Genomic DNA, 21047 nt, shown 5'->3' with positions numbered 1-21047 from the left:
ACCTTCCCCAGGGCAGACTTCGGCACGCCCGGCCGGCCGAACCCGTACCAAACCTTCCCCAGGGCAGACTTCGGCACGCCCGGCCGGCCGAACCCGTACCAAACCTTCCCCAGGGCAGACTTCGGCACGCCCGGCCGGCTGATCCCGTACCAAACCTTCCCCAGGGCAGACTTCGGCACGCCCGGCCGGCTGAACCCGTACCAAACCTTCCCCTGGGGAGACTTCGGCACGCGCGGAGCTGACAGACCGGCCCGAGCGGAATACCCCCTGCGGGTATGCTGTTGGTATGACGAGAGGCGGCCGACCGGCCGCCGACGGCACCATCGGAGGCACGGATGCCCGGATACACCGGCAGCAAGGACGACTATCTCAAGCGGCTGCGGCGCATCGAGGGTCAGGTGCGCGGCATTCAGCGCATGGTCGAGGAGGACACCTACTGCATCGACGTGCTCACCCAGGTGAGTGCGGTGACCAAGGCGCTGCAGAACGTCAGTCTCGGCCTGCTGGAAGACCACGTCGGCCACTGCGTGGTCGACGCCGCGCGCGAGTCCGACGAAGCGGCCACGGCCAAGGTGCGCGAGGCGTCCGACGCGATCGCCCGCCTGGTGCGCAGCTGACAACCGACCGAAGCCGAACCCAGAAGGAGAACACCATGACCCAGACCGACATCACCGTGCACGGCATGACCTGTGGCCACTGCGTCGCCGCAGTCACCGAGGAGCTCAAGACCATCGACGGGGTGCGCGAGGTCCAGATCGACCTGCACGAGGGTGGTGACTCACCGGTGCGGATCACCAGCGACGGCGACCTCGATCCGGCGGCGATCAACGCCGCCGTGGACGAGGCCGGCTACGACGTGGTCGGCTGACCTCGCACGACATGTATGTCGCCCGGCGGTCCGGTCAGATGCTGACCGGGCCGCTCGGCGTACGGAACTGCACCGACATGACGCCCGGAGTGCCGTGCGGTGCGGCGAAGTCGAAGTGGATCTCCGGCTCCCACTCGTCACGGTCGACCCCCGGCTCGCCGACCAGGCCGAGCCATTCACGGACGCGGTCCGGGGAGCCGGCGATCTGCAGACCGGTCAGCGACGCGTTGGTCGTGCCTTCGGTCGACGGGTGGTCCTGACCTTCCGGCCACTCGATGAAGAACGGCACCTGGGGGTCGGCCATCAGACCGCGGATGCCGATCTGCTTCCAGCAGATCTCGACACCGTCCGGGCGGTGCCGGTTGCCGGGCACCGCGTTGCGGCCGAGCAGGCGCTCGGCGATCGACATGTCCTCGACCTCGACGACCCAGCCGAGCCAGCCGCCGCCGGACGCGGAGCGGGCGCGCACCGCCTGACCGAAGGGCGCCTTGTCCGAGGCGGGGTGGTCCAACACCTCGACGACCTCGACGAAACGGCGGTCGGTCAGCGGAATGATCGAGTTGCGAGTGCCGAAGCGCGGGTGCAGGCCACCGTCGACAGGTTCCACCCCGAGCAGGTCGCCGAGACGCTTCGCCGTGGCGATCATTCCGTCGGGCTCGGCGGCAAATACCAGGTGATCAACTCGCATGAACCGATGGTGCCACTGCTCACATTTCCGCCGTGCAGCGGGTCCGCGATCGCGGCACGCGGTATGGCGTCCCGGCGCGGGCCGACGGCAGCCGACCCGCCGGCTTCAGCGGACGCCGGACGATGCCGCGCCGGCCATCCGCTGCCGGACGGCTTCGTAGAGGACGATCGCCGCGGAGGTGGCGACGTTGAGCGAATTGGCCTTGCCGCTCATGGGGATCCGGATCAGCACATCCGCCGCGGCGAGCGCATCGTCGGTCAAGCCTTCCTTCTCAGTGCCGACGGCGATCGCCACCGGCCCGGTCAGGTCGACGTCCGTGTGCAGACTCGTCGCAGCGGGCGTCGCAGCCACCACCCGTATGCCGCGCTCGCCCGCCCAGCCGAAGGTGTCGGCGGTCGTCGCGGTCGCCACCGGCACCGAGAAGACGGTGCCCTTGGAACTGCGCACCACGTTGGGGTTGCCCCAGTCGGTGACGGGGTCGGCCGCCACGACGGCGTCGACGCCCGCGGCGTCCGCCGTGCGCAGCATCGCACCGAGGTTCCCGGGCTTCTCGACACCTTCGGCGATCAGCACCAGCGGCTCGTCGGGCAGCAGGAGTTCACGCGGGGTGGCTCCGACCGCGGGCACCACGGCCAGGAACCCGTCGGCTCCCTCCCGGTAGGCGACCTTCTCGAAGGCGGGCCGGCTCAGCCGGACGATCTCGGCACCCGCCTGCCGTGCCCGGCGGACCACGTCGTGCTGGGCCGCGGGGTCCGCCATCAGCTCCTCGCAGGTGTAGAGCTCATGCGGCCGCACACCGGCGTCCAGCGCGAGTGCCAGCTCGTCATACCCCTCGAGCAGGGTGCGTCCGGCTTCCTCGCGGCGGCGTCGCCGGCGCAATCCGGCCAGGGCCTTCAGGCGCGGGTTGGCCGCCGAGGTGATCGCGCGTTCGCTCACCTCGCCACCAGCTGTCGCAGGATGACGGCCGCGCCCGCCTCCTCGACCGGCAATGTCACCTCGTCGGCAGCGGCCTTGACCTCGTCCGGCGCCTGCCCCATCGCCACGCCGCGGGCCGCCCAGCGCAGCATCTCCAGGTCGTTGGTGTGGTCACCGATCGCGACGGTGTCCGACGGTTCGACGTGCAACTCGCGCCGGACCTGCTCCAGCGCGGAGGCCTTGGACACCCCCTCGGGATTGACGTCCAGCCACGCCGTGAAACCGATCGCATAGTTGACGCCGTGCAGACCGAGCTGGTCCACCAGCTCCACGAAGTCCTCGGCGGTGCCGCTGGGTGAGCGGAAGGTGAGTCGGGTGGTGGGTTCGTCGCCCAGCTCGTCCCATGGCAGCACCTTCGTCGGCCCGACGATCTCGTCCTCGGGGAACGGCGCGCTCACCTTGGTCCCGACACCGGCCTCCTCGACGCCGACCACGGCGTCCGGCCAGGCGTTCTTCAGCACCTTCAGGACGGGCGAGGCGTCGAAGGTGACCTTGTCGATGATCTCCCAGTCGTCACCGTGCAGCCGCGCCGTCACGGCACCGTTGGACGTCACCGCGAATCCGCTTGTCAGCGAAAGCAATCCGAAGATCTCCTCCGCACCCAGGATGCTGCGGCCGGTCGCGATCACCACATGGTGACCGGCGTCCGCGACCGCACGCACCGCATCGCGCACCTCGTCGTCGAGTCGGCCGTCGTGGTGCAACAACGTGCCGTCGATGTCCAGTGCCACCAGTTTCTTCTGCACGGGCACAGCGTATGTCGCCGGCCGCCGTGCGCCGAGAGACCCTCCGCGCACCGAGAAGCGGGGGCGGGTCGGTCACTCGGCTTCTTGGCGCAGTGCCTGGCGGAAGCTGAGCTTGTGGGAGGTCTGCAACAGCGCGGTGCGATACATCCGCTCGGCGAGCCGCAGGATGCCGTAGGCACCGGCCAGCGCGATCGCCAGCGCCACCAACGGTTCCCACCAGGACGCGTCACCGGAGAGCATCCTGGCCGGCATCGCGATGGTGGAGAAGATCGGCACGAAGGACAGCGCTGCCTGCGTCGCGCCGGAGGTCAGGATGCCACCGAAGAAGACGATCGCGACCAGTGCCGTCATCGGTGCCGAGGTGGACTGCACGTCCTCCGAACGCGTGGCCAGCGCTCCCACCACCGCCCACAGGGCGGCCAGCGCCAGGAAGCCGATCAGGAAGAACGGCACGAACCAGCCGATGCCGGAGGCCATCTGGGTCAGCAGGTCGGTGTTGTCGGTCACCAGCAGGCCGCCGATGCCGACCAAGGACAGCAGCACCACCTGGCCGAGGGCGAGGACCGTGTTGCCGACGATCTTGCCGATCAGCAGTTGTCGCAACGGGATCGCCGACGCGATGATCTCCACGATGCGGTTCTGCTTCTCCTCGACGACGCTGTTGGCGATCGCCATACCGAACAGCAGCGCAGCCAGGTAGAAGAGCATCCCGAAGACGATGCCGCCGACCCGGGCCGCCCCCTCGTCGGCATGGTCGGGCGACAACAGGTCGTAGGGCAGTTGCGAGCCCTGTTGCAGCTCGGCCAGCGTGGTGCCGTGCGCCTTCGCGTTGCGTCGCACCGCATCCTGTTGCACCGCTGCGCCGAGGTAGGTCGCCACCTCGGTGTGACGGCTCGACTTGCCGATCAACCGCCACCCGTCGCCGTCCCGCAGCAGCCCGGCGTCCGCCTTGCCGGAGGACACGCGGTCCTTCACGTCCTGCGCCGAATCTGCCTGCTGCGGTTCGAGTTTCACCTTGGCATCGGCAGCATCGGCCAGCTGCTCGGCGGCGTTGACCACCGTCGCGCCGGCCGAGCCCCGGACCGCGATCTGCTCGGTGCTCTGGTGCCCGGCGGTTACGAACTGTATGGCGATCGCCGCCACCACCAGCACCAGCATCAGCGCGGTGGAGACCAGGAAGTTGCGGTCCCGCAGTTTCACCGACACCTCGCGGAACGCGACCAGGCGCCATACCGACCCGATGGCCGAACCCTTCGCCGAGCCGGTGGGCGGGTGCTGCACGGACGCGGTCGGTCCGCTCGTGCGGGACGGGGCGGTCATTTCGCGACCTCTCGGTAGATGTCGGCGACGGACGGGACGATCTCGGCGAGTTCGCGCACCGAACCGCGGCACATCGCCTCGGCGAGCAGCCGGTCGGTGTCCTGCTCGTCCGCGAGTTGTAGGACGGCGGTGTTGCCGGCGACGTCGACGACGTCGACCCAGCCCAGGTCGCGCACCCAGCCGGCGTCGCCGCCGGTGACCAGCCGGTGCCGCAGCGGTCCGCTGCGGCGCAGTTCGTCGGCGATCCCGTTGGCCCCGACGCGGCCGCGGGACAGGATCACGATGCGGTCGCACAACCGCGCGACCCGATCCAGCTGATGCGAGGAGAAGAGCACGGGCACACCGTCAGCCGTGAACTCCCGCAGCAGGGCCACCATGTCGTCGACGGCGCCCGGGTCCAGCCCGGAGAACGGTTCGTCGAGCACGAGGAGCTGGGGGCGGGCGATCACCGCGGCGATGATCTGCACCCGCTGCTGGTTGCCCAAGGACAGCGCCTCGAGTTTGTCCTTGACCCGGTCGGCCAGCCCGAAGCGTTCCAGCAGCGCCGTCCCGCGCTCGCGGGCCTCGTGCGCCGAGACGCCGTGCAACTGCGCCAGATAGGCGACCTGCTCCAGCACCGGTTGTTTCGGGTAGAGCCCGCGCTCCTCGGGCATGTAGCCGAACCGGCGCCGGTCGGTGGCGGTGACCGGCGCGCCGTTCCAGAGCACCTCACCGCCACTGGCGGCCAGCACGCCCATGATCATCCGCATGGTGGTCGTCTTGCCGGCGCCGTTGCCACCGACGAAGCCGACCAGTTGCCCGTCGCCCGCATCGAAGCTGACGTCGTCGACAGCGACCGTGTCGCCGAATCGCCGGGTGAGCCGGTCAAGACGCAACATGCGGTGTTCCTCCGGAGTTCATGCTCCGACCGTATGGCGCACCGCGGCGCCACGGATCCGGCGCGCGACGGAGATGCCACCTCCCCCGCCGGAACGAGCCGGTCAGCGCGCCGAATCGGCGGGTCAGTTGCCCGGCCGAAGGACGGCACAAGACACCAGAGGCAACAGACCCGACGATGAGGGACGAATCGGCGGGTCAGTTGCCCGGCAGGATGATGCCGTTCTCGTAGGCGAACACGACGGCCTGGACCCGGTCGCGCAGCTGCAGTTTGGCCAGGCAGCTGGACACGTGCGTCTTGACGGTGGCCTCGCCGAGGAAGAGCGTGCGGGCGATCTCGGCGTTCGCCATACCGCGGCCCACCAGCTCCAGGACTTCGCGCTCGCGAGGCGTCAAGCGGTCGATCTCGGCCGGCTGCTGCCGGTCGTTGGCGGCACTGCCGGTGCTGCCGGGGGTTTTCGCCATACGCTCGATGACCCGGAGGGTGACCTCCGGTGCCAGCAGGGCGTGCCCGCGGGCGACCGAGCGGATCGCCTCGACCAGATCCTCCGGCTCGGTGTTCTTCAGCAGGAAGCCGCTGGCGCCGGCACGGAGCCCGTCGAAGAGATAGTCGTCGCGGTCGAAGGTCGTCAGCAGCACCACCTTGGCCAGGTCCTCGGCGACGATCTGCTCGGTCGCCGTGATGCCGTCCATGACCGGCATCTGCACGTCCATCAGCACCAGATCCGGGCGTTTCCGGCGGACCAGCTCGAGCGCCTGCGCGCCGTCGGCGGCGTCACCCACGACTTCGATGTCGTCCTCGACCGACAGCATCATCGCGAAACTGCTGCGGACGAGTCGCTGGTCGTCGACGACGACGACCCGGGTGGACGCCGGAGTCGGCTCGGTGGTCGCGGCGGCGCTGTCGGTCATGCTCTCCTGCCCGGTCGTGGGGACGAATGCGGCGGTGCGACAACCCTAAGCGGTCGTGCACCGGTGTGCGATCAGTCGAACGGCAGCCGCACCCGGACCCGGAACCCGCCGGTCTGCCGCGGCCCGACCTCCACCTCGCCGCCGAGCACCGCGACGCGTTCGCGCATCCCGACCAGACCCAGGCCGGTGCCGGCACGACCCGGGCGGGCGTTGCCGGCATCGAGGATCTCCACCTCGGCGTAGTCCTGCTCGCAGTGCCGGCCGAAGCGGGTGACCACGGAGGCGGTGGTCGCCGTGCTGTGCCGTTGGACGTTGGCCAGTGCCTCCTGGACCGTGCGATAGATCGCCAGGCCGACGCCGGGTGGGATGTCGCAGGTGCATTCCGGGCGCCCATCGACGACCTGCAGGTCCACCGCCAGCCCGGCCGCACGGTAGTCCGCCACCAGGGTGCCGACGTCCTCCAGCCCCGGCGTCGGCGCCCGGTCCAGCTCCGGGGTCGCGCGCAGCGTGCCCAGCAACGCCCGCATCTCCGCGACCGCCGAGCGGGAGGAGCGCTCGATCCCGGTGAGGGCGTCCCGGGCGGCTTCGGGCTGTTTGTCGAGCACACGGCGGGCGGCGCCGGCCTGCACGCCGATGACCGAGACGTGGTGCGCGACGACGTCGTGCAGCTCCCGGGCGATCCGCAGGCGCTCGGCGTCGACCGCCTGCGTGCGTAGCTCCGCCGCCTGCGCGTCGATGGTGCGTGCCTGCTCCTCCAGCTCGAGGCGGCGGCGCAGGTTGCGCCATTGAAGGACACCGAGCAGCACGACGCCGCCCAGATAGATGATGTTCGTCAGCACCAGGATGATCGTCATACCCAGCCAGCCGGGCATCAGGTCGGAGCCGGGCGGCCCGTCATACCCCTTGAACATCAAGGCGTAGGCGACCCAGCCGGCGAGCACCAGCAGGCAGCCGCCGATCACCCAGGCACCGAGGATGCGGCGACGGCACCACGCGGTGCCCGAGTAGATCGCGAGGAGGTAGACGCACTGGATGCCCAGGGTCGTCGTCAGCAGTCCGTCCAGCTGGCCGGTCACGACCCAGGCGACGGTGATGAACGCCGTGGTGGTCAGCGGGAATCGGCGCCGTAGGACGAGCGCCGCACAGGGGATGAGGATATAGAGGTACTGCAGTCGCAGATCCGTGTGGTCCCGGGCCAGCGCGTTGATGGCGCGGTAGCCCTCGGTCCACGCCGCGGACACGGCGAACGCCAGGACCGCCAGCAGTCCGTCCAGCCGCCACCAACGCTGCGGCAGCGGGCGCACCCAGCTGTCGTCGATGGTCAGGGCATGCCGCCAGGAGTCACGCACAGGGCGAGGTTAGCCAGTCGGGTATGCCGTCACCTCCGTCGCGCGACGGAGTTCGCCGGTGATCGGCGGTGACTCCGCACAGCCGCTCAGGACGGCTGCCTCGGCAGGGTGGCTGGGCCGGTCAGGCGGGGCGTATGACGTCCGTGCCGAGGAACGGCTGCAGCGCCTGCGGCACCCGGATCGACCCGTCGGCCTGCTGGTGGTTCTCCAGCAGCGCGACGATCGGGCGGGTGTCGGTGAGCATGGTGCCGTTGAGCGTGGCGACGAACTCGGTCTTGCCGCCTTCGGCACGTTGACGGATGTTGAGCCGGCGCGCCTGGTAGGTCGTGCAGTTGGAGGTGGACGTCAGCTCGCGGTACTTGCCCTGGGTCGGCACCCAGGCCTCGCAGTCGAACTTGCGGGCCGCCGACCCGCCGAGGTCGCCCGCGGCGACGTCGATGACGCGGTAGGGCAGCTCGAGTCCGTCCAGCAGTCGGCGCTCGATGCGCAGCAGGTTCTGGTGTTCCTCGATCGCCTGCTGCGGGTCGCAGTAGACGAACATCTCCGTCTTGGTGAACTGGTGCACCCGGAAGATGCCACGGGTGTCCTTGCCGTAGGAGCCGGCCTCGCGGCGGTAACACGTCGACGTGGCGGTGTAACGCAACGGACCGCCGGACAGGTCGATGATCTCGTCGGTGTGGTAGCCGGCGAGCGCGACCTCGCTGGTGCCGGTGAGGTAGAGGTCGGCCGACTCCAGGTGGTAGACGTCCTCGTGTGCGTCCAGGTAGCCGGTGCCGCCCATGGTGGCCGGGCTGACCAGGGTGGGCACCACGAGCGGGATGAAGCCCTCCTCGGCGGCGATGCTCTGGGCGTAGGCCATCAGCGCGTTGGACAACCGCGCCCCGGCGCCCTTGAGGAAGTAGAAGCGTGAGCCGCTGACCTTGGCGCCGCGTTCCATGTCGATCGCGTCCAGCTTCTCGCCGAGTGCCAGATGGTCCAGCGGCTCGAAGTCGAATTCCCGCGGTGCGCCGACGATCTCGAGGGTCTCGAAGTCGTCCTCCCCGCCGGCCGGCACACCGTCCAGGACGATGTTGTCCAGCTCGCGGATGAGCGCGGTGAAGTCCTTGTCCTCCTGGTCGGCGGCCGCTTCGCGCTGCTTGACCTCGGCGGCCAGCTCGGCGGCCTTGGCGCGTGCGTCGTCGGCCTCCTTGGCCAGGACGTCGACATCGTCCGAGCCGGCCTTGCGGGCGGCGTTCAGCTTGCCCATCGCCGCACCGACCGACTTGCTCACGGTCTTCTGCTGCGAGCGCAGACTCTCGAACTCGGTGATGGACGAGCGTCGCTTCTCGTCGGCTGCCAGAACCTGGTCGACCAGGCTCTCGTCGGCGCCGCGAGCGCGCTGGCTCGCACGCACGAGGTCGGGGTTGTCGCGCACTAGCTTGATGTCGATCACGACAGGCAAGGCTACGCGGCGCACCGCGCGGCCGCGCAACCCGATAACGTCTGCCCGAATGTATTTGACTCGTGAGTAGCGAAAGGTGCACCGGTGCAACGTGCCGCGGTGGTGGTCAACCCCACGAAGGTCAAGGACCTGGGCGCGCTGCGCGACGAGCTGACCTCGGTCTTCCGCAGCCACGGGTGGGCACCCCCGCTGTGGTCGGAGACGACCGTCGAGCAGCCGGGCACCGCCCAGGCCCGCGAGGCGCTGACGCAGGACGTCGACCTGGTGGTCACCCTCGGCGGCGACGGCACCCTGCGCTGGGTCGCGACCGCCCTGATGGGCTCGGGCACACCGCTGATCGTGCTCGCCGGCGGCACCGGCAACCTCTTCGCCCGCCAGCTGGGCCTGCCGGTCAATCGGTATGCCGAAGCGCTGCGCCTGGGTCTGGGCGGCACCGACACCGCCGTCGACGTGATCCGGATCGCGTTGGACCCCGCCGGTTCCGGCGCCTTCGACGACGAACACATCGGCCTGGTCATGGGCGGCGTCGGCCGCGACGCCGACATCATGGCGGCCACCACCGAGCAGCTGAAGTCGCGGCTGGGCTGGACGGCATACCTCTGGGCCGGGCTGGGGCAACTGCGCCACCGGTTGGTGCCGGCCACCATCGGCATCGACGACCGGGCACCGATCGGACGCGACGTCACCGCCGTGCTGGCCGGCAACTGCGGCATGCTGCAGGGCGGGATGCGGCTGATGCCCGATGCCGTCGTCGACGACGGTCTGCTGGACGCGGTGATCGTCCGTGGCGGCGGGCTGCGGTGGATCGCGGTCGTCGGCAAGGTGCTGACCCGCTCGCGCAAGGACTCCGAGCAGTTCACCCGCGCACAGTTCACCGAGATGACCGTGGAGACCGCGACCCCGCAACGCGTCGAGGTGGACGGTGACGTCATCGGTACGGCGCGGGCGGTGCGCTTCTCCGCTGCTCGTGGAGCGCTCACGGTGCGCCTTCCGCGCTGATGGTCGAGCTGTTCCGCTTCGCCAGCACACATCGCATCGCGGCGGCGCGGGATGCGGTCTTCGAGGTCTTGCGGGACGCGGAACGCTGGCCGCAGTGGTGGCCGCAGATCCGCTCGGTGACCCCGTATGACGACACCCACGGCCGCACCGAGATCCGCAGCGTGTTGCCGTTGACGCTGCGCATCGAGCTCAGCACGGAGCGGGTCGACCCCGAATCCGGGGTGCTACGAGCCACTTTGGCCGGTGACCTGATCGGCTGGTCACAGTTCGCGCTGCGCGCTGAGGGGCCCGACCGGACCCTGCTGGACTACACCCAGCAGGTCCAACTCGGCGTCGCCGGGATCACCGGCCGGCTCGCGGGGTCGGCGCTCGCTCGGCCGATCCTGATCGCCAACCATGCCGCGATGATGCGGTCCGGAATGCGCGGGCTGAGCCGCGCGGCATCCCGTGCACAGTTGCGGCATACATAATCGGGCGGGGCATTCGCCCGGGTGCACAGGACTCAAGAGGGGATCTGCGGTGGGCAAGCACTCCAGCCGACGTGCGAGAGGCACGGCGTCGATCGTCGCGGGGGCCGTCATCGCGCTCGGCGGTGGCGCCGTCGTCGTGCACGGCCTGACCGGTGGTGCCGCGGCCGACCGACCGGCCAGTGCGGCAGGCACCCCGCCGCACCGCACGCCCTCGAACAGCGCCAGCACGCCCGGGTCCGGCAGTGCCACCAGCACGCACTCGACGAGCCCCGTGGCGAAGGCCGACGTCCTTCCCCGGCCTACCGGTCACAGCTCCGAGGTGCCCGTTGCCAATCCGGCGGGTGCCGCCTGCATCCCGCGGAGTCTGACGGTCGCGTCGGTCGGCATCTCCGGTGAGCGCGTGGTGCCGATGGGCACCAATGCGCAGGGGCAGATTTACCCTCCCGCGCACACGACGATGTGGTACGACCGTTCCACCCAGCCGGGGCAGCCGGGCATCTCGGTCATCGCCGGGCACGTCACGTATGACGGCCCCGACAACTTCTACAACCTGCGGAACGTCCCGGTCGGCGCCGCGGTGACCGTGACGTGCACGAACAACAAGATCGTCAGCCTCCGGGTCACCCACAAGGAGTCGATACTCAAGACGAAACTGACTACGGATCAGCGGATCTGGGGTGGCAGCGCCACCCCCGTCGTCACCCTGGTCACCTGTGACATCGCCTCACCCATGGTCGCCGGGCACCACCTGAACAACTACGTCGTGTGGACCAGGCCGGCCTGACGTGCCGAAGTCTCCCCAGGGTCAAGTTCGGCACGATTAGACCCGCCGGCGCCGTACCAAAGTCTCCCCAGGGTCAAGTTCGGCACCGGTAGACCGGCCGGCGCCGTACCAAAGTCTCCCCAGGGTCAGGTTCGGCACCGGTAGACCGGCCGGCGCCGTACCGAAGTCTCCCCAGGGTCAGGTTCGGCACGGGTAGACCGGCCGGCGCCGTACCAAAGTCTCCCCAGGGTCAAGTTCGGCACGGGTAGACCGGCCGACGCCGTACCAAAGTCTCCCCAGGGTCAAGTCCGGCACGGAGCCGCCTCCGAAAAGTCCTCAGTGCCGCTCGGGCGAGGCCGGGTAGACGCCGAGGATCTTGACGTCGGTGGTGAAGAAGCGCAGCTCGTCCAGGGCGAGCTTCAGCCCCGGGTCCTCGGGATGGCCGTCGACCTCGCTGAGGAACTGCGTCGCGGCGAATCGTCCGCCGACCATGTAGGACTCGAGCTTGGTCATGTTGATGCCGTTGGTGGCGAAGCCACCGAGGGCCTTGTAGAGCGCGGCCGGGATGTTGCGCACGTTGAAGATGAAACTGGTCACCATCGGTCCCGATCCCCTGGGCGGCACGACGAACTCGCGGGAGAGCACCACGAAACGGGTGGTGTTGTGGTCCTCGTCCTCGATGTCCTCGCGCAGCACGTCCAGCCCGTAGATCGAGGCAGCCAGCGGCGGGCTGATCGCCGCCATCGTCGGATCGGCGGCTTCGGCGACCTCGCGGGCGGCCCCCGCGGTGTCGCCGGAGATTACCGGCTCCAGCCCCAGCTCGCGGATGATGTGGCGGCACTGACCCAGCGCGTGCACGTGACTGTGCACGGTCCGCAACCGGTCGATGGACGTCCCGGGCACGCCCAGCAACGAGAAGCGGATCCGGTGGAAGTGCTCCCCGACGATGTGCAGGCTGCTCGCCGGCAGGAAGTGATGTATGTCGGAGACGCGCCCGGCGACCGAGTTGTCGATCGGGATGAGCGCCAGGTCGGCGGTCGGGCCGCCGGAATCGGTGCGCTCGACCGCGGCGAACGCGTCCTCGAACGACGCGCACGGCACCGACTCCAGCTGGGGGTATTCACGTTCGCACACCGCATGCGAGTTGGAGCCGGGTTCGCCCTGGTAGGCGATGCGTCGAGGTTGGATCACCTGCGCAGCATACGAGCGCCGCTCAGCGCGAGGCGGGCGCGCATCGCCATACGGACGACACCCGCCATACACCATCCGAGTCAGGAGTTGGAAGGTTTCGTCACGTACGATTTGCCCGGTGTTGCGACGGTGGCTCGGGTGGGTGGTGTGTCTGGCCGTCGTCGCCGTGGCTGGTTCCTACCTGATCTCCTACGTCACCCAGTGGCCGGCGGCCGAGAAGATCAGTCAGCCCGGCCCGTTGATCGTGGTCAGCGAACCCACCCTGTCCTGGGACCAGGTCAGTGCATCGGCGACGCCCAACCTGTGGCGGCTGGCGCACGAGGGCGCGGTCGGGTCGATGACCACCCGCAGCCTCAGTTCGCACAGCTGTGACAGCCAGTCCTGGCTGACCTTCGGAGCCGGGAAGCGGACGACCTACGGCACCCAGTCGCCGATGACTCCGCCGGGCGAACGACCGGCGCCCTGCTGGACCCAGCCCTACCCGACACCGTTGACCAGCACACCGACCACCGGCGCCGGCGCGCCGGCGGCATACCCCTTCTGGGACAAACTGCGCGCCGAAGACCTCGGCCGGACGGTGCCGGCGGACCCCTCCAACATCGTGACCCGGATGAGCCGGGCCGGACAGTGCATCACCGCGGCCGGGCGTTACGCGCCACTGGCCGCGGCGAACGCGCAGGGCCGCGTCGAGCACTACGTCGCCGACCCGGCGACGGTGGACCTGGCCGCTTGTCCGATCACTTTCGTCAGTTTCTCCTCCGTCAACGACCGGCTGCTCGGATCGATCCTCGCCAAGGCACCTCCCAACGCCACCATCGTGGTGGCCGGCTTCGCCGACGAGACCGGTCCCGAGGTGCTGCACACCGTCGTCATCAAGGGGCCTGGTGTGCCACACGGCCTGCTGACCTCCCCCTCGACACAACAACCCGGCGTCGTTCAATTGACCGACCTGTCGGCACTGGTCTTTGCGCGCCTCGGCGACAAGGCACCGCATCTGCCCGAGGGCCGGCGTCCCGCGGTCCAGCCGCGCCCCACGGGCACCAGCGCGATCATCGACGCCGGCATGATCGCCATGCAGTTGCAGGTCGAACACGCCCTGTCCGCCGACTTCCTGGCCCGCTTCGTGGTCACCATGACGCTCCTGCTCGGCATCGGCTGCCTCTGGTGGTGGCTGCGCCGCAGGAGGGCCGCGGCGGTCGGCGAACCCGTCGCACCCAGCCGGGCGCTGCGCTGGTGGTTCAGCGGTTGCGCCGCCGTGCTCGGCTCGATGCCGGTGAGCACCTGGCTGATCGGACTGGTGCCGTGGTGGGACGCCGCCGACCCTGCGTTCGCCCTGGGTTGGGGCGTGGTCGGTTTCGCCGTGCTGCTCGCCGCGCTCGCACTGTGGGGGCCGTGGCGTCGCTGGCCGATCGGCCCACCGCTGTTCATCGCCGTCGTGACGTTGTCGGTGTTGCTGCTGGACGTCATACACGGTACGCCGCTGCAGTTCGTGTCGATGATGGGTCTGCAGCCGGTGTACGGCGGCCGCTTCTACGGCATGGGCAATGTCGGCGACGCCCTGATCGCGACGTCGTCGCTGCTGATCTGTGCACTGCTGGCCGGGGTGCTCGTGCGGGCGGGGCACCGCAGGCTCGCCGCCGCGACCGTCATCCTGATCGGCCTGGCCACCCTGTTGATCGACGGCACCCCGATGTGGGGCGCCGACGGCGGCGGCCCGCTGGCGATGTTCCCCGCGTTCGCCTACCTGGCACTCAACGCCGGCGGCCTGGCCCTGACCTGGCGCCGCGCGGCGCTGATCGGCGGCATCGCCGTCGGGATCGTCGGCACCATCGCCGTGCTGGACTACCTACGTCCCCCGCAATACCGCACGCACCTCGGCGATTTCGTGGCGCAGATCCGCTACCACGGTGACTTCTCCGGGATCCAGCAGATCATCCACGCCAACTGGGTGATGCTCAGCAGCAACGCCCTGACGGCGCTCGTTCCGCTGATCCTCATCGTGGCGATCGTGATCCTGCTGACCCCGTCGCGGTGGCCGGGCAAGCTGCTCGTGCCGCTCGTCGAACGGGTGCCGATGCTCGGCGAGGGCATCGCCGCGATCGTCGTGTGCTGGATCCTCGGCTTCGCGTCCAACGACTCGGGAGTGTCCATTCCGCCGACCGGTCTGCTGCTGCTCGGTCCGGCGTTGATCATGCTCGCGGCCGCGCCGATGGCCGAGCACATTCCGGACCGCGTCAAGGGTTCGCTGGCGCACCGGCAGCGGGTCAGCGAATCGTGATCTGACGGGACACCAGGCCCGCTCGCGCTCGTCGCTCCTCGTCGGTCAGTGCCTCGCCGGCACGCACCGACGCCAGCGCCACGTCGAACCGGCCGGCCAACTGCCCCATGCCCTCGTCGTATGACGCCGGCTCCGCCGCCGCGTCGACCTCCCACACCGGGACCAGGAGACCACAGGTCCGGAACGCACCGAGCAACCGGCCGTCGACCAGGGAGTCGTTGCCGGAGGCGTGCAGCCGGGCCAGTGCGGCGGTGGCCTCCTCCTCGCCGTGCGGCAACACCCACCGCACGTAGGTGCGTTCGCCGATGCGGCACCAGTAGGCCGACTCGGTTGACGGCAGCGCGGCGGTCGGCGTGATCGCGGAGTTGGCCTGCTCCAGGGAGGCGGAGGTGGCCTCGTCGAGCTCGTCCTGCTCGACCCAGAAGTCGAAACCGTCGCGCAACTCGAGCTGCGGGGCGTCCCCGGTCAGCAGGTCCTGCAGGCGAGGCGTGTCGATGGTGACCGGAGGCGTCTTGATCACCGGCTGACCGGCCTCCGCCTCGACGGTGCCGATCAGCGCGGCGGCCAGGTCCCGGCTCAGGTCGCCCGATCCGGCGCCGGACTGGGTGGCGACGAAGCGTTCGCCGTCGGTGCGATGCAGGCCGGCCCAGGCCAGCGGCAGCACCGTCGCGACCGTCGCGGTGTATGGCGCGCCGCCGTAGGCGAAGGAGATCCGGGCAGTGGCGGCCGGCAGGATCTCACGCAGCGCCACCCACCCGGTCTCACCCGGCAAGCCCTCGAACGGCCTGGCGGCGAACGGAACACGCGCCGCGCGTGCGGTCTTCTTGTCGGCGCCCTTGCGGCGCGATGCCTTGCCCATGGTGGATCAGACTAGACACCGGCGGATCGCGTCGGTGACGGCGGCGAGAGCGAGCAGGCGTACGACGTCGACGTGCGCGCGGACCTTCCCGGTCGAGGCAGCGACCAGTGCGTCTCCGTCGAACCGAGTGTGCGGCGGGGTGATCGCACGGGCCAGACCGTCGTGTGCACCTTGCGCGACGATGCGGCAGCCGATCTTGTCGAGGGCCGCATTGGTGACGACCGCCCCGATGGTCGTGTGTGTCCGGCCGAACTCGAAAGGTTGTGACAACCCGGCTATCGGCGCCGTGTCGACGTCGGCCGAACCGCGGTCGATGTCGCCGAATGCGTTGACCACCACCAGCGCCCACACCACGACGTCTCCGAGCCGGCGGCTCGCGGTGACGACACCGCCGGGCTGTGCTCCATCCGGACCGCGCCAGCGGCCGACCTGCGCGCCGGTGCCCGCGCCGACCTGGCCGGTCGCCGGGTCGTCAGCGGTGACGGCAGTCGCGGCGGCATACCCCTGCTCGGCGCCGGGTCGCACGGCGGCGTCGCCCACGGCGAGATCGAAGAGCCCGAGCGCCGGCACGATCGGCACCGCGCCGGCGGGTGTCGGCACACCGCGACCCAGCTCTTCCATGCGACGCATCACCCCGTCGGCGGCCGCCAGCCCGAAGGCGGACCCGCCGGTCAGCAGCAACGCGTCGATGCTGGTCACCGACTTGTCCGGCTCGAGCAGGGTCAGCTCGCGCGCGGCCGGCGCGCCACCACGGCATTCATATGAGGCGACGGTCCCCGGCGGGAATTCGATGACGGTGCAACCGGTCCGGGCCACCTCGTCGGTCCAGTGGCCGACCTTCACGCCGTCGATCGGGATCGTCATACGTCCGGTCGCCTCCTCAGATGCGGCGGCGGGACGCGCCGCCGAGCGCGGCCCACACCATCGTGTGGCCGTCCTCGTCGTTGACGCCCCACTCGTAGGCGAGCGACCGCACGATGCGCAACCCGCGACCGCTGGGTGCCCAGTCGGCCTGCGGCTTCGGCTTGGGCTGCTTGTCGGAGCCGCCGTCGGTCACCTCGATCTCGACCCGGGGCGGCCGTGCACGCCAACGGACCCGGACGGTGCCGTCGGGCAACGGGCGGCCGTGCAGGATGGCGTTGGCGACGAGTTCGGCGACGACCGTCTCGGCCTCCTCGACGACGGTGCCGGGCAGCTTGCCCTGACCGAGGTCACCGACGATCTCCTCGCGCACGCGCGGCACAGAGTCGATGGTCCACGGCAGACGCACCGTCCGCACCCAGGGCTCGGACTTGCGCTTCTCACTCACGTCGGGCCGCCTCTCCTCGTCTCGATGTCGTGCCGGTCGTCGCCCGACCGACCTGTCATCATGCCGGATCGGCTCGTCAGCGTTCCGCGTAGGCCGCGTCGACCATCGCCCGCACGAGCGCCGGACGGTTGGAGATGATCGCGTCGACGCCGATCTGCAGGCACAACTCGATGTCCGGTTCCTTGTCGACGGTCCACACATGCACCTGGTGGCCGTAATGGTGCTGCCGCGCAACGAATTCCGGATTGCGGCGGATCATCCCCATCCGCGGCCCGGCGATCGCGACGTTGGACGGCAGTCCGTCGCGGAAGAACGGCGAGGTGCCGACCTCGATCAGTTGCACCCGCTGCAGGTGCGGCGCCAGCTTCGCGATCCGTTGGATCGCCATGGAGGAGAACGACATCACCCGCACCGTGGGCTTGTCCGGGGCCGGTCGCAGCAGGTCGAACTCGCCGAGCAGGTCGACCAGACGCCGTTCGACCTCCCCGGCATACCGCGTGGGGTGCTTGGTCTCGACGACCAGGTCCGGCTTGCGATCACTCTCCAGCACGGCCCGGATCAGTTGCCGCAGGGTGAGAATGTTGGCGTGGTGACGGTCGGGCACCTCGTCGTCGTCGCCGTGAGCGGCCTTCCAGCTGCCCCAGTCCATGCCCTCCAGGGCCGCGAGCTCCAGGGCGGACACCACGCCCCGCCCGTCCGAGGTGCGGTTGACCCGGCGGTCGTGCACGCAGACCAGGTGCCGATCGACGGTCAGCCGGACGTCGCACTCCAGACCGTCGGCACCTTCGTCGATCGCGCGCTGGTAGGCGCCGAGAGTGTGTTCGGGGTTGTCGTGGCTGGAGCCGCGGTGAGCGATCACCTTGGGCGGGCCGCCACCGAGGGGTGAGCCGACTGTGCGCACGGACCCATCGTTGCAAAGCCGCCTGGGCGGATGTCGGCCACCCGGAATATCGGCGTGGCGACGTTCGCGATGTGGCCTCGGTGACGGGGTCCGGCGTGTCCGGCCATTTCCCGACCCCGGGGAGACTTCGGTACGCCGCCGACCGGTCTACCCGTACCGAACCCGACCCTGGGGAGACTTCGGTACGCCGCCAGCCACGAACTCGTGCCGAACCCGACCCTGGGGAGACTTCGGTACGCCGCCAGCCACGAACTCGTGCCGAACCCGACCCTGGGGAGACTTTGGTACGCCGCCGGCCGGCATACCCGTACCAAACCCGACCCTGGGGAGACTTCGGTACGCCGCCAGCCGGTCTACCCGTGCCGGACCCGACCCTGGGGAGACTTCGGTACGGCGTGGGCGGCGCACGTCAGGGAGAGTCACCGGACGTCAGGGAGGATCAGCGGGACGTCAACAGCTCCGTCACGACGGTGGCGTCATGGAACGGTACGTCGCCGGTGGCCAGATGCTGCACCCGCTCGTGGCCCTTGCCGGCCACCACGACCACATCGCCGGGGCGCGCCTGCCGCAGCGCGGTGTCGATGGCTGCGCGTCGGTCGAGCACGATCGTGGTGTTGGTGGCGTCGGCACCGGCCATCACCTCGTCGGCGATGTCCTGCGGGTCCTCGTGGTAGGCGTCGTCGGTGGTGATGATGGCGACGTCCGCCAGCTCGGAAGCGACCGCCCCCATCTTCGGCCGCTTGTCTCGGTCGCGTGCGCCGGCAGCGCCATACACACACAACAGGCGGCCGTCCCCGGCGACCTCACGGGCCACTTCGAGGACGGCACGCAAGCCGATGTCGGTGTGCGCGTAGTCGACGACGACCTCTAGGCCACGGTCGACGGCAGCCGGTACACGCTCGAACCGGCCGGGGACCTGGCCCATCTCGCGCACGGCGCGGATGAGCACGTCCGGCGCCATACCCATCTCGAGGGCGATGCCGGCAGCCCCAGCGACGTTGTGCACGTTGTAGTCGCCGAGCAACGGGATGTGCAGCGTCAGCGTGCCGTGTCCCGGCGTCACCAGCTCGAAAACCGTGCTGACGCCGTCGCGGCGTTCGTGCTGGATGCGGTAGTCGGCGCTGTCCGCCACGCCGAACGTCCGCACGCCGTCGATCTCCGTGGCCAGCCGTGCGCCCCACTCGTCGTCGGCGTTGGTCAGCTTGGGGCCGCCGGTCCACTCGAAGAGCTTGCGCTTGGTGCGGTAGTAGTCCTCCATCGTCCCGTGCAGATCGAGATGGTCACGGGTCAGGTTGGTGAACAATGCTGCGGCATAACGGGTTCCGTCGACGCGATGCAGATGTATGCCGTGCGAGCTGGTCTCCAGGACGACGTGCTGCAGGCCGGCGTCGCGCATCCGAGCGAGAGTGGCCTGCACCTGCGTCGCCTCACCGGTGGTGCGCACCGCCGTCTCGTGCTCGGCGCCGACGATGATCTCCGCGGTGGTCATCAGACCGGTCGCTGCCTCGCCGTAGGCACCGGTGAGAATCGCGTGCAGCACGTAGGAGCTGGTGGTCTTGCCGTTGGTGCCGGTGACGCCGTAGACGGTCAGCTCGTGCGAGGGGTGGCCGGCGAGTTCGGTCGCCAGAGCGGCCAGTGCGACGCGGTCGTCGGGCACCACCGCCGTCGGCACCCCGTCGATCGGCTGCTCGGCCACCACCAGGGCGGCGCCCCGCTCGATCGCCTGCGGCGCGAAGTCGGCCCCGCGGCTGGTGAACCCGTTGATCGCCACGAAGGCCCCACCGGGCACGACCGCGCGCGAGTCATGGGTCACGGCGACGATCGGCCCCTCGAGGGGCGGCACCTCGACGCCGAGCACCCGCGCCACGGTTTCCTGGTCCAACGACACCGTGGGAGCGTACCCGCCGCCACCGCGTCATCCGGCGCCGGGCGTCAGTGGCGAGCCGCACCGTCGATGCCCTTGTCTAAGGTTTTCTAGTGTTTCGCCTAGCCACAGGTACACACCGGCATCGATCCGTTCGCCGGCCGCCCGAAGGTCACGAACAGATTTCGGCCCCGGCGCGCCGTCCGAGGCACGCGCGCGGCGTGTCAGACTCACTCTGAGCGACCGTGAAACGTCCGGCCGGATGTCCTGACCTGCCGGTAACCTCGCGGCCGGAACGCACCCTCCCGAAGACGACTCGAAAGCGCCATGACTGAGCACCAACCCGACGTCCCGCCGCGCCCGGCGTTCGTCCTGCGGGTGCGGAACGACGCCAGCGGCGCACCCACCGCCTGGCTGGACGACGAGCGACTGACCGTGCCGCCGGGCCTGGGTGTCCACCGCGCACTGATCCGCGCCGCGCGCCGGCGGGCCGATCGCACGCAGCCCGGACGCACCATCCGCGTGGTGGGTATGACGCCCGACGGCACCGCCTTCCACCTGGCGATCGGGCCGGACGGCGAGGCGTGGGAGGTGCCGCCGCCCGAGGAGAACCCACCCGCGGAGAACCCGCCCGCAGAGAACCCGCCCGAGGAGAACCCGCCCGCGGAGAACCCACCCGCGGAGGCCCCCCGCGAGGAGAACCCGAGTGAGCAGGACGGCGCCCCACCTGACGTCGTGCCGGACGAGGTCGCTCACGTGGTGGAGCTGCAGGAGCAGGGCGATCGGCTGGTCGGCCTGGTCGACGGCGAGCAGGTCCCACTGGAGTCGGGCGAGGACCCCTACGACCAGCTGTTGCGTGAAGCGCGTCGGCGTGCCGACGAGCATGCCCCTGGCCGGACGGTGCGGGCACTGGGCCGCACGCCGGGCGGCCGCGTCTGGCACGTCGCGCTCACTCCGGACGGCACACCGCAGGTCGTCGCGCCGGTGCCGGCGAACCCGGCCGCAGCGCAGCGCCCCGGCGAGCGGCCGCGCGGACCGCTCACCGCCTCCCGGCCGGCGGCGCCGGCGGACGACGACCCGGTCCGCGACGAGCCGGCCCGCGACGAGCCGGCCCGCGACGACCGAGCCCGGGACGACCGAGCACGAGACGAAGCAGGCGACTCGTCCGACGACCCAGTCGACACCTCCCACCACACCTCCCCCGGCCTCCACGACGGCTCCGGCCAGACGCCCGACCA

General features: G+C 70.2%; 20 protein-coding genes and 1 pseudogene. 7 read left to right on the top strand and 14 right to left on the bottom strand.

The window, feature by feature from the left end; translation table 11 throughout:
• Positions 1-335: 335 nt before the first annotated feature.
• Together ACTHL4_RS10710 and ACTHL4_RS10705 are read left to right on the top strand one after the other, a co-directional pair.
• Positions 336-617 carry a metal-sensitive transcriptional regulator gene (locus ACTHL4_RS10710; RefSeq protein WP_440282750.1) on the top strand — a complete coding sequence of 94 codons (282 nt, stop codon included), beginning with the start codon at positions 336-338 and terminating at the stop codon, positions 615-617.
• A 35-nt stretch (positions 618-652) separates the two neighbouring features.
• Positions 653-868: a heavy-metal-associated domain-containing protein gene (locus tag ACTHL4_RS10705; protein WP_440282749.1), complete on the top strand. Its 216-nt coding sequence runs from the start codon at positions 653-655 to the stop codon at positions 866-868.
• Positions 869-902: 34 nt separating this feature from the next.
• On the opposite strand, the gene ACTHL4_RS10700 is transcribed toward ACTHL4_RS10705, so the two are convergent.
• The 8 genes from ACTHL4_RS10700 to serS form a co-directional block, all read right to left on the bottom strand.
• Complete coding sequence (locus ACTHL4_RS10700; RefSeq protein ID WP_440282748.1) at positions 903-1556, bottom strand: VOC family protein; 654 nt, start codon at positions 1554-1556, stop codon at positions 903-905.
• Positions 1557-1661: 105 nt separating this feature from the next.
• The gene (locus ACTHL4_RS10695) at positions 1662-2492 is read right to left on the bottom strand and encodes a TrmH family RNA methyltransferase (protein ID WP_440282747.1); all 831 of its coding nucleotides are present in this window, start codon (positions 2490-2492) and stop codon (positions 1662-1664) included.
• Entirely contained in the window at positions 2489-3277 is a 789-nt protein-coding gene (locus tag ACTHL4_RS10690; RefSeq protein WP_440282746.1) for an HAD family hydrolase, read from the bottom strand. The genes ACTHL4_RS10695 and ACTHL4_RS10690 overlap by 4 nt, the downstream gene beginning before the upstream one ends.
• A 72-nt stretch (positions 3278-3349) precedes the next feature.
• Positions 3350-4597 carry an ABC transporter permease gene (locus ACTHL4_RS10685; protein ID WP_440282745.1) on the bottom strand — a complete coding sequence of 416 codons (1248 nt, stop codon included), beginning with the start codon at positions 4595-4597 and terminating at the stop codon, positions 3350-3352.
• The gene (locus ACTHL4_RS10680; RefSeq protein ID WP_440282744.1) at positions 4594-5475 is read right to left on the bottom strand and encodes an ABC transporter ATP-binding protein; all 882 of its coding nucleotides are present in this window, start codon (positions 5473-5475) and stop codon (positions 4594-4596) included. The genes ACTHL4_RS10685 and ACTHL4_RS10680 overlap by 4 nt, the downstream gene beginning before the upstream one ends.
• A 196-nt stretch (positions 5476-5671) precedes the next feature.
• Positions 5672-6385, bottom strand: a complete 714-nt coding sequence (locus ACTHL4_RS10675) for a response regulator (protein ID WP_440282743.1) — start codon at positions 6383-6385, stop codon at positions 5672-5674.
• A gap of 71 nt (positions 6386-6456) precedes the next feature.
• Entirely contained in the window at positions 6457-7734 is a 1278-nt protein-coding gene (locus ACTHL4_RS10670; protein WP_440282742.1) for a sensor histidine kinase, read from the bottom strand.
• A gap of 121 nt (positions 7735-7855) precedes the next feature.
• Positions 7856-9166: a serine--tRNA ligase gene (serS, locus tag ACTHL4_RS10665; protein WP_440282741.1), complete on the bottom strand. Its 1311-nt coding sequence runs from the start codon at positions 9164-9166 to the stop codon at positions 7856-7858.
• 93 nt (positions 9167-9259) lie between these two features.
• Here serS and ACTHL4_RS10660 point away from each other — a divergent pair, with 93 nt between their 5' ends.
• Genes ACTHL4_RS10660 through ACTHL4_RS10650 form a run of 3 tightly spaced genes read left to right on the top strand, consistent with a single transcriptional unit; the run spans position 9260 to position 11428 of the window.
• Complete coding sequence (locus ACTHL4_RS10660) at positions 9260-10174, top strand: diacylglycerol/lipid kinase family protein (protein WP_440282740.1); 915 nt, start codon at positions 9260-9262, stop codon at positions 10172-10174.
• Positions 10174-10644, top strand: coding sequence for an SRPBCC family protein (locus ACTHL4_RS10655; protein WP_440282739.1), 471 nt, complete (start codon positions 10174-10176; stop codon positions 10642-10644). Before ACTHL4_RS10660 ends, ACTHL4_RS10655 begins: the two co-directional genes overlap by 1 nt.
• Before the next feature lie 49 nt (positions 10645-10693).
• Positions 10694-11428, top strand: a complete 735-nt coding sequence (locus ACTHL4_RS10650) for a class F sortase (RefSeq protein ID WP_440282738.1) — start codon at positions 10694-10696, stop codon at positions 11426-11428.
• A 315-nt stretch (positions 11429-11743) separates the two neighbouring features.
• Here ACTHL4_RS10650 and ACTHL4_RS10645 read toward each other — a convergent pair whose 3' ends face one another.
• Positions 11744-12598 (bottom strand): prephenate dehydratase, encoded by an 855-nt coding sequence (locus ACTHL4_RS10645; protein WP_440282737.1) that lies wholly within the window; start codon positions 12596-12598, stop codon positions 11744-11746.
• A 118-nt stretch (positions 12599-12716) separates the two neighbouring features.
• Between ACTHL4_RS10645 and ACTHL4_RS10640 the strand changes: the two genes are divergently transcribed.
• Complete coding sequence (locus ACTHL4_RS10640; RefSeq protein WP_440282736.1) at positions 12717-14876, top strand: hypothetical protein; 2160 nt, start codon at positions 12717-12719, stop codon at positions 14874-14876.
• On the opposite strand, the gene ACTHL4_RS10635 is transcribed toward ACTHL4_RS10640, so the two are convergent.
• The 5 genes from ACTHL4_RS10635 to ACTHL4_RS10615 form a co-directional block, all read right to left on the bottom strand.
• The gene (locus ACTHL4_RS10635) at positions 14863-15735 is read right to left on the bottom strand and encodes a DUF5926 family protein (RefSeq protein ID WP_440282735.1); all 873 of its coding nucleotides are present in this window, start codon (positions 15733-15735) and stop codon (positions 14863-14865) included. The two genes, ACTHL4_RS10640 and ACTHL4_RS10635, sit on opposite strands and share 14 nt — an antisense overlap.
• Before the next feature lie 6 nt (positions 15736-15741).
• Positions 15742-16599 carry a P1 family peptidase gene (locus tag ACTHL4_RS10630; protein ID WP_440282734.1) on the bottom strand — a complete coding sequence of 286 codons (858 nt, stop codon included), beginning with the start codon at positions 16597-16599 and terminating at the stop codon, positions 15742-15744.
• Positions 16600-16615: 16 nt separating this feature from the next.
• On the bottom strand, positions 16616-17044 hold the full coding sequence (locus tag ACTHL4_RS10625) for an ATP-binding protein (protein ID WP_440282733.1): 429 nt from the start codon (positions 17042-17044) through the stop codon (positions 16616-16618).
• A gap of 76 nt (positions 17045-17120) precedes the next feature.
• On the bottom strand, positions 17121-17945 hold the full coding sequence (locus ACTHL4_RS10620; protein WP_440282732.1) for a glycerophosphodiester phosphodiesterase: 825 nt from the start codon (positions 17943-17945) through the stop codon (positions 17121-17123).
• Between the two features lie 439 nt (positions 17946-18384).
• The gene (locus ACTHL4_RS10615) at positions 18385-19833 is read right to left on the bottom strand and encodes a UDP-N-acetylmuramoyl-L-alanyl-D-glutamate--2,6-diaminopimelate ligase (RefSeq protein WP_440282731.1); all 1449 of its coding nucleotides are present in this window, start codon (positions 19831-19833) and stop codon (positions 18385-18387) included.
• 303 nt (positions 19834-20136) lie between these two features.
• Between ACTHL4_RS10615 and ACTHL4_RS10610 the strand changes: the two are divergent.
• A pseudogene (locus ACTHL4_RS10610) lies at positions 20137-21047 on the top strand (hypothetical protein); the annotation flags it as partial.

This window comes from Flexivirga sp. (assembly GCF_051955415.1).
GTDB lineage: Bacteria > Actinomycetota > Actinomycetes > Actinomycetales > Dermatophilaceae > Flexivirga.
This window is presented reverse-complemented; position numbering and strand designations above follow the sequence as displayed.

Bases quoted from the DNA above. Each gene is read 5' to 3' on its own strand.
- ACTHL4_RS10710 (WP_440282750.1), top strand. From the start codon at position 336: ATGCCCGGATACACCGGCAGCAAGGACGACTATCTCAAGCGGCTGCGG.
- ACTHL4_RS10705 (WP_440282749.1), top strand. From the start codon at position 653: ATGACCCAGACCGACATCACCGTGCACGGCATGACCTGTGGCCACTGC.
- ACTHL4_RS10700 (WP_440282748.1), bottom strand. From the start codon at position 1,556: ATGCGAGTTGATCACCTGGTATTTGCCGCCGAGCCCGACGGAATGATC.
- ACTHL4_RS10685 (WP_440282745.1), bottom strand. From the start codon at position 4,597: ATGACCGCCCCGTCCCGCACGAGCGGACCGACCGCGTCCGTGCAGCAC.
- ACTHL4_RS10680 (WP_440282744.1), bottom strand. From the start codon at position 5,475: ATGTTGCGTCTTGACCGGCTCACCCGGCGATTCGGCGACACGGTCGCT.
- ACTHL4_RS10675 (WP_440282743.1), bottom strand. From the start codon at position 6,385: ATGACCGACAGCGCCGCCGCGACCACCGAGCCGACTCCGGCGTCCACC.
- ACTHL4_RS10655 (WP_440282739.1), top strand. From the start codon at position 10,174: ATGGTCGAGCTGTTCCGCTTCGCCAGCACACATCGCATCGCGGCGGCG.
- ACTHL4_RS10635 (WP_440282735.1), bottom strand. From the start codon at position 15,735: ATGGGCAAGGCATCGCGCCGCAAGGGCGCCGACAAGAAGACCGCACGC.
- ACTHL4_RS10630 (WP_440282734.1), bottom strand. From the start codon at position 16,599: ATGACGATCCCGATCGACGGCGTGAAGGTCGGCCACTGGACCGACGAG.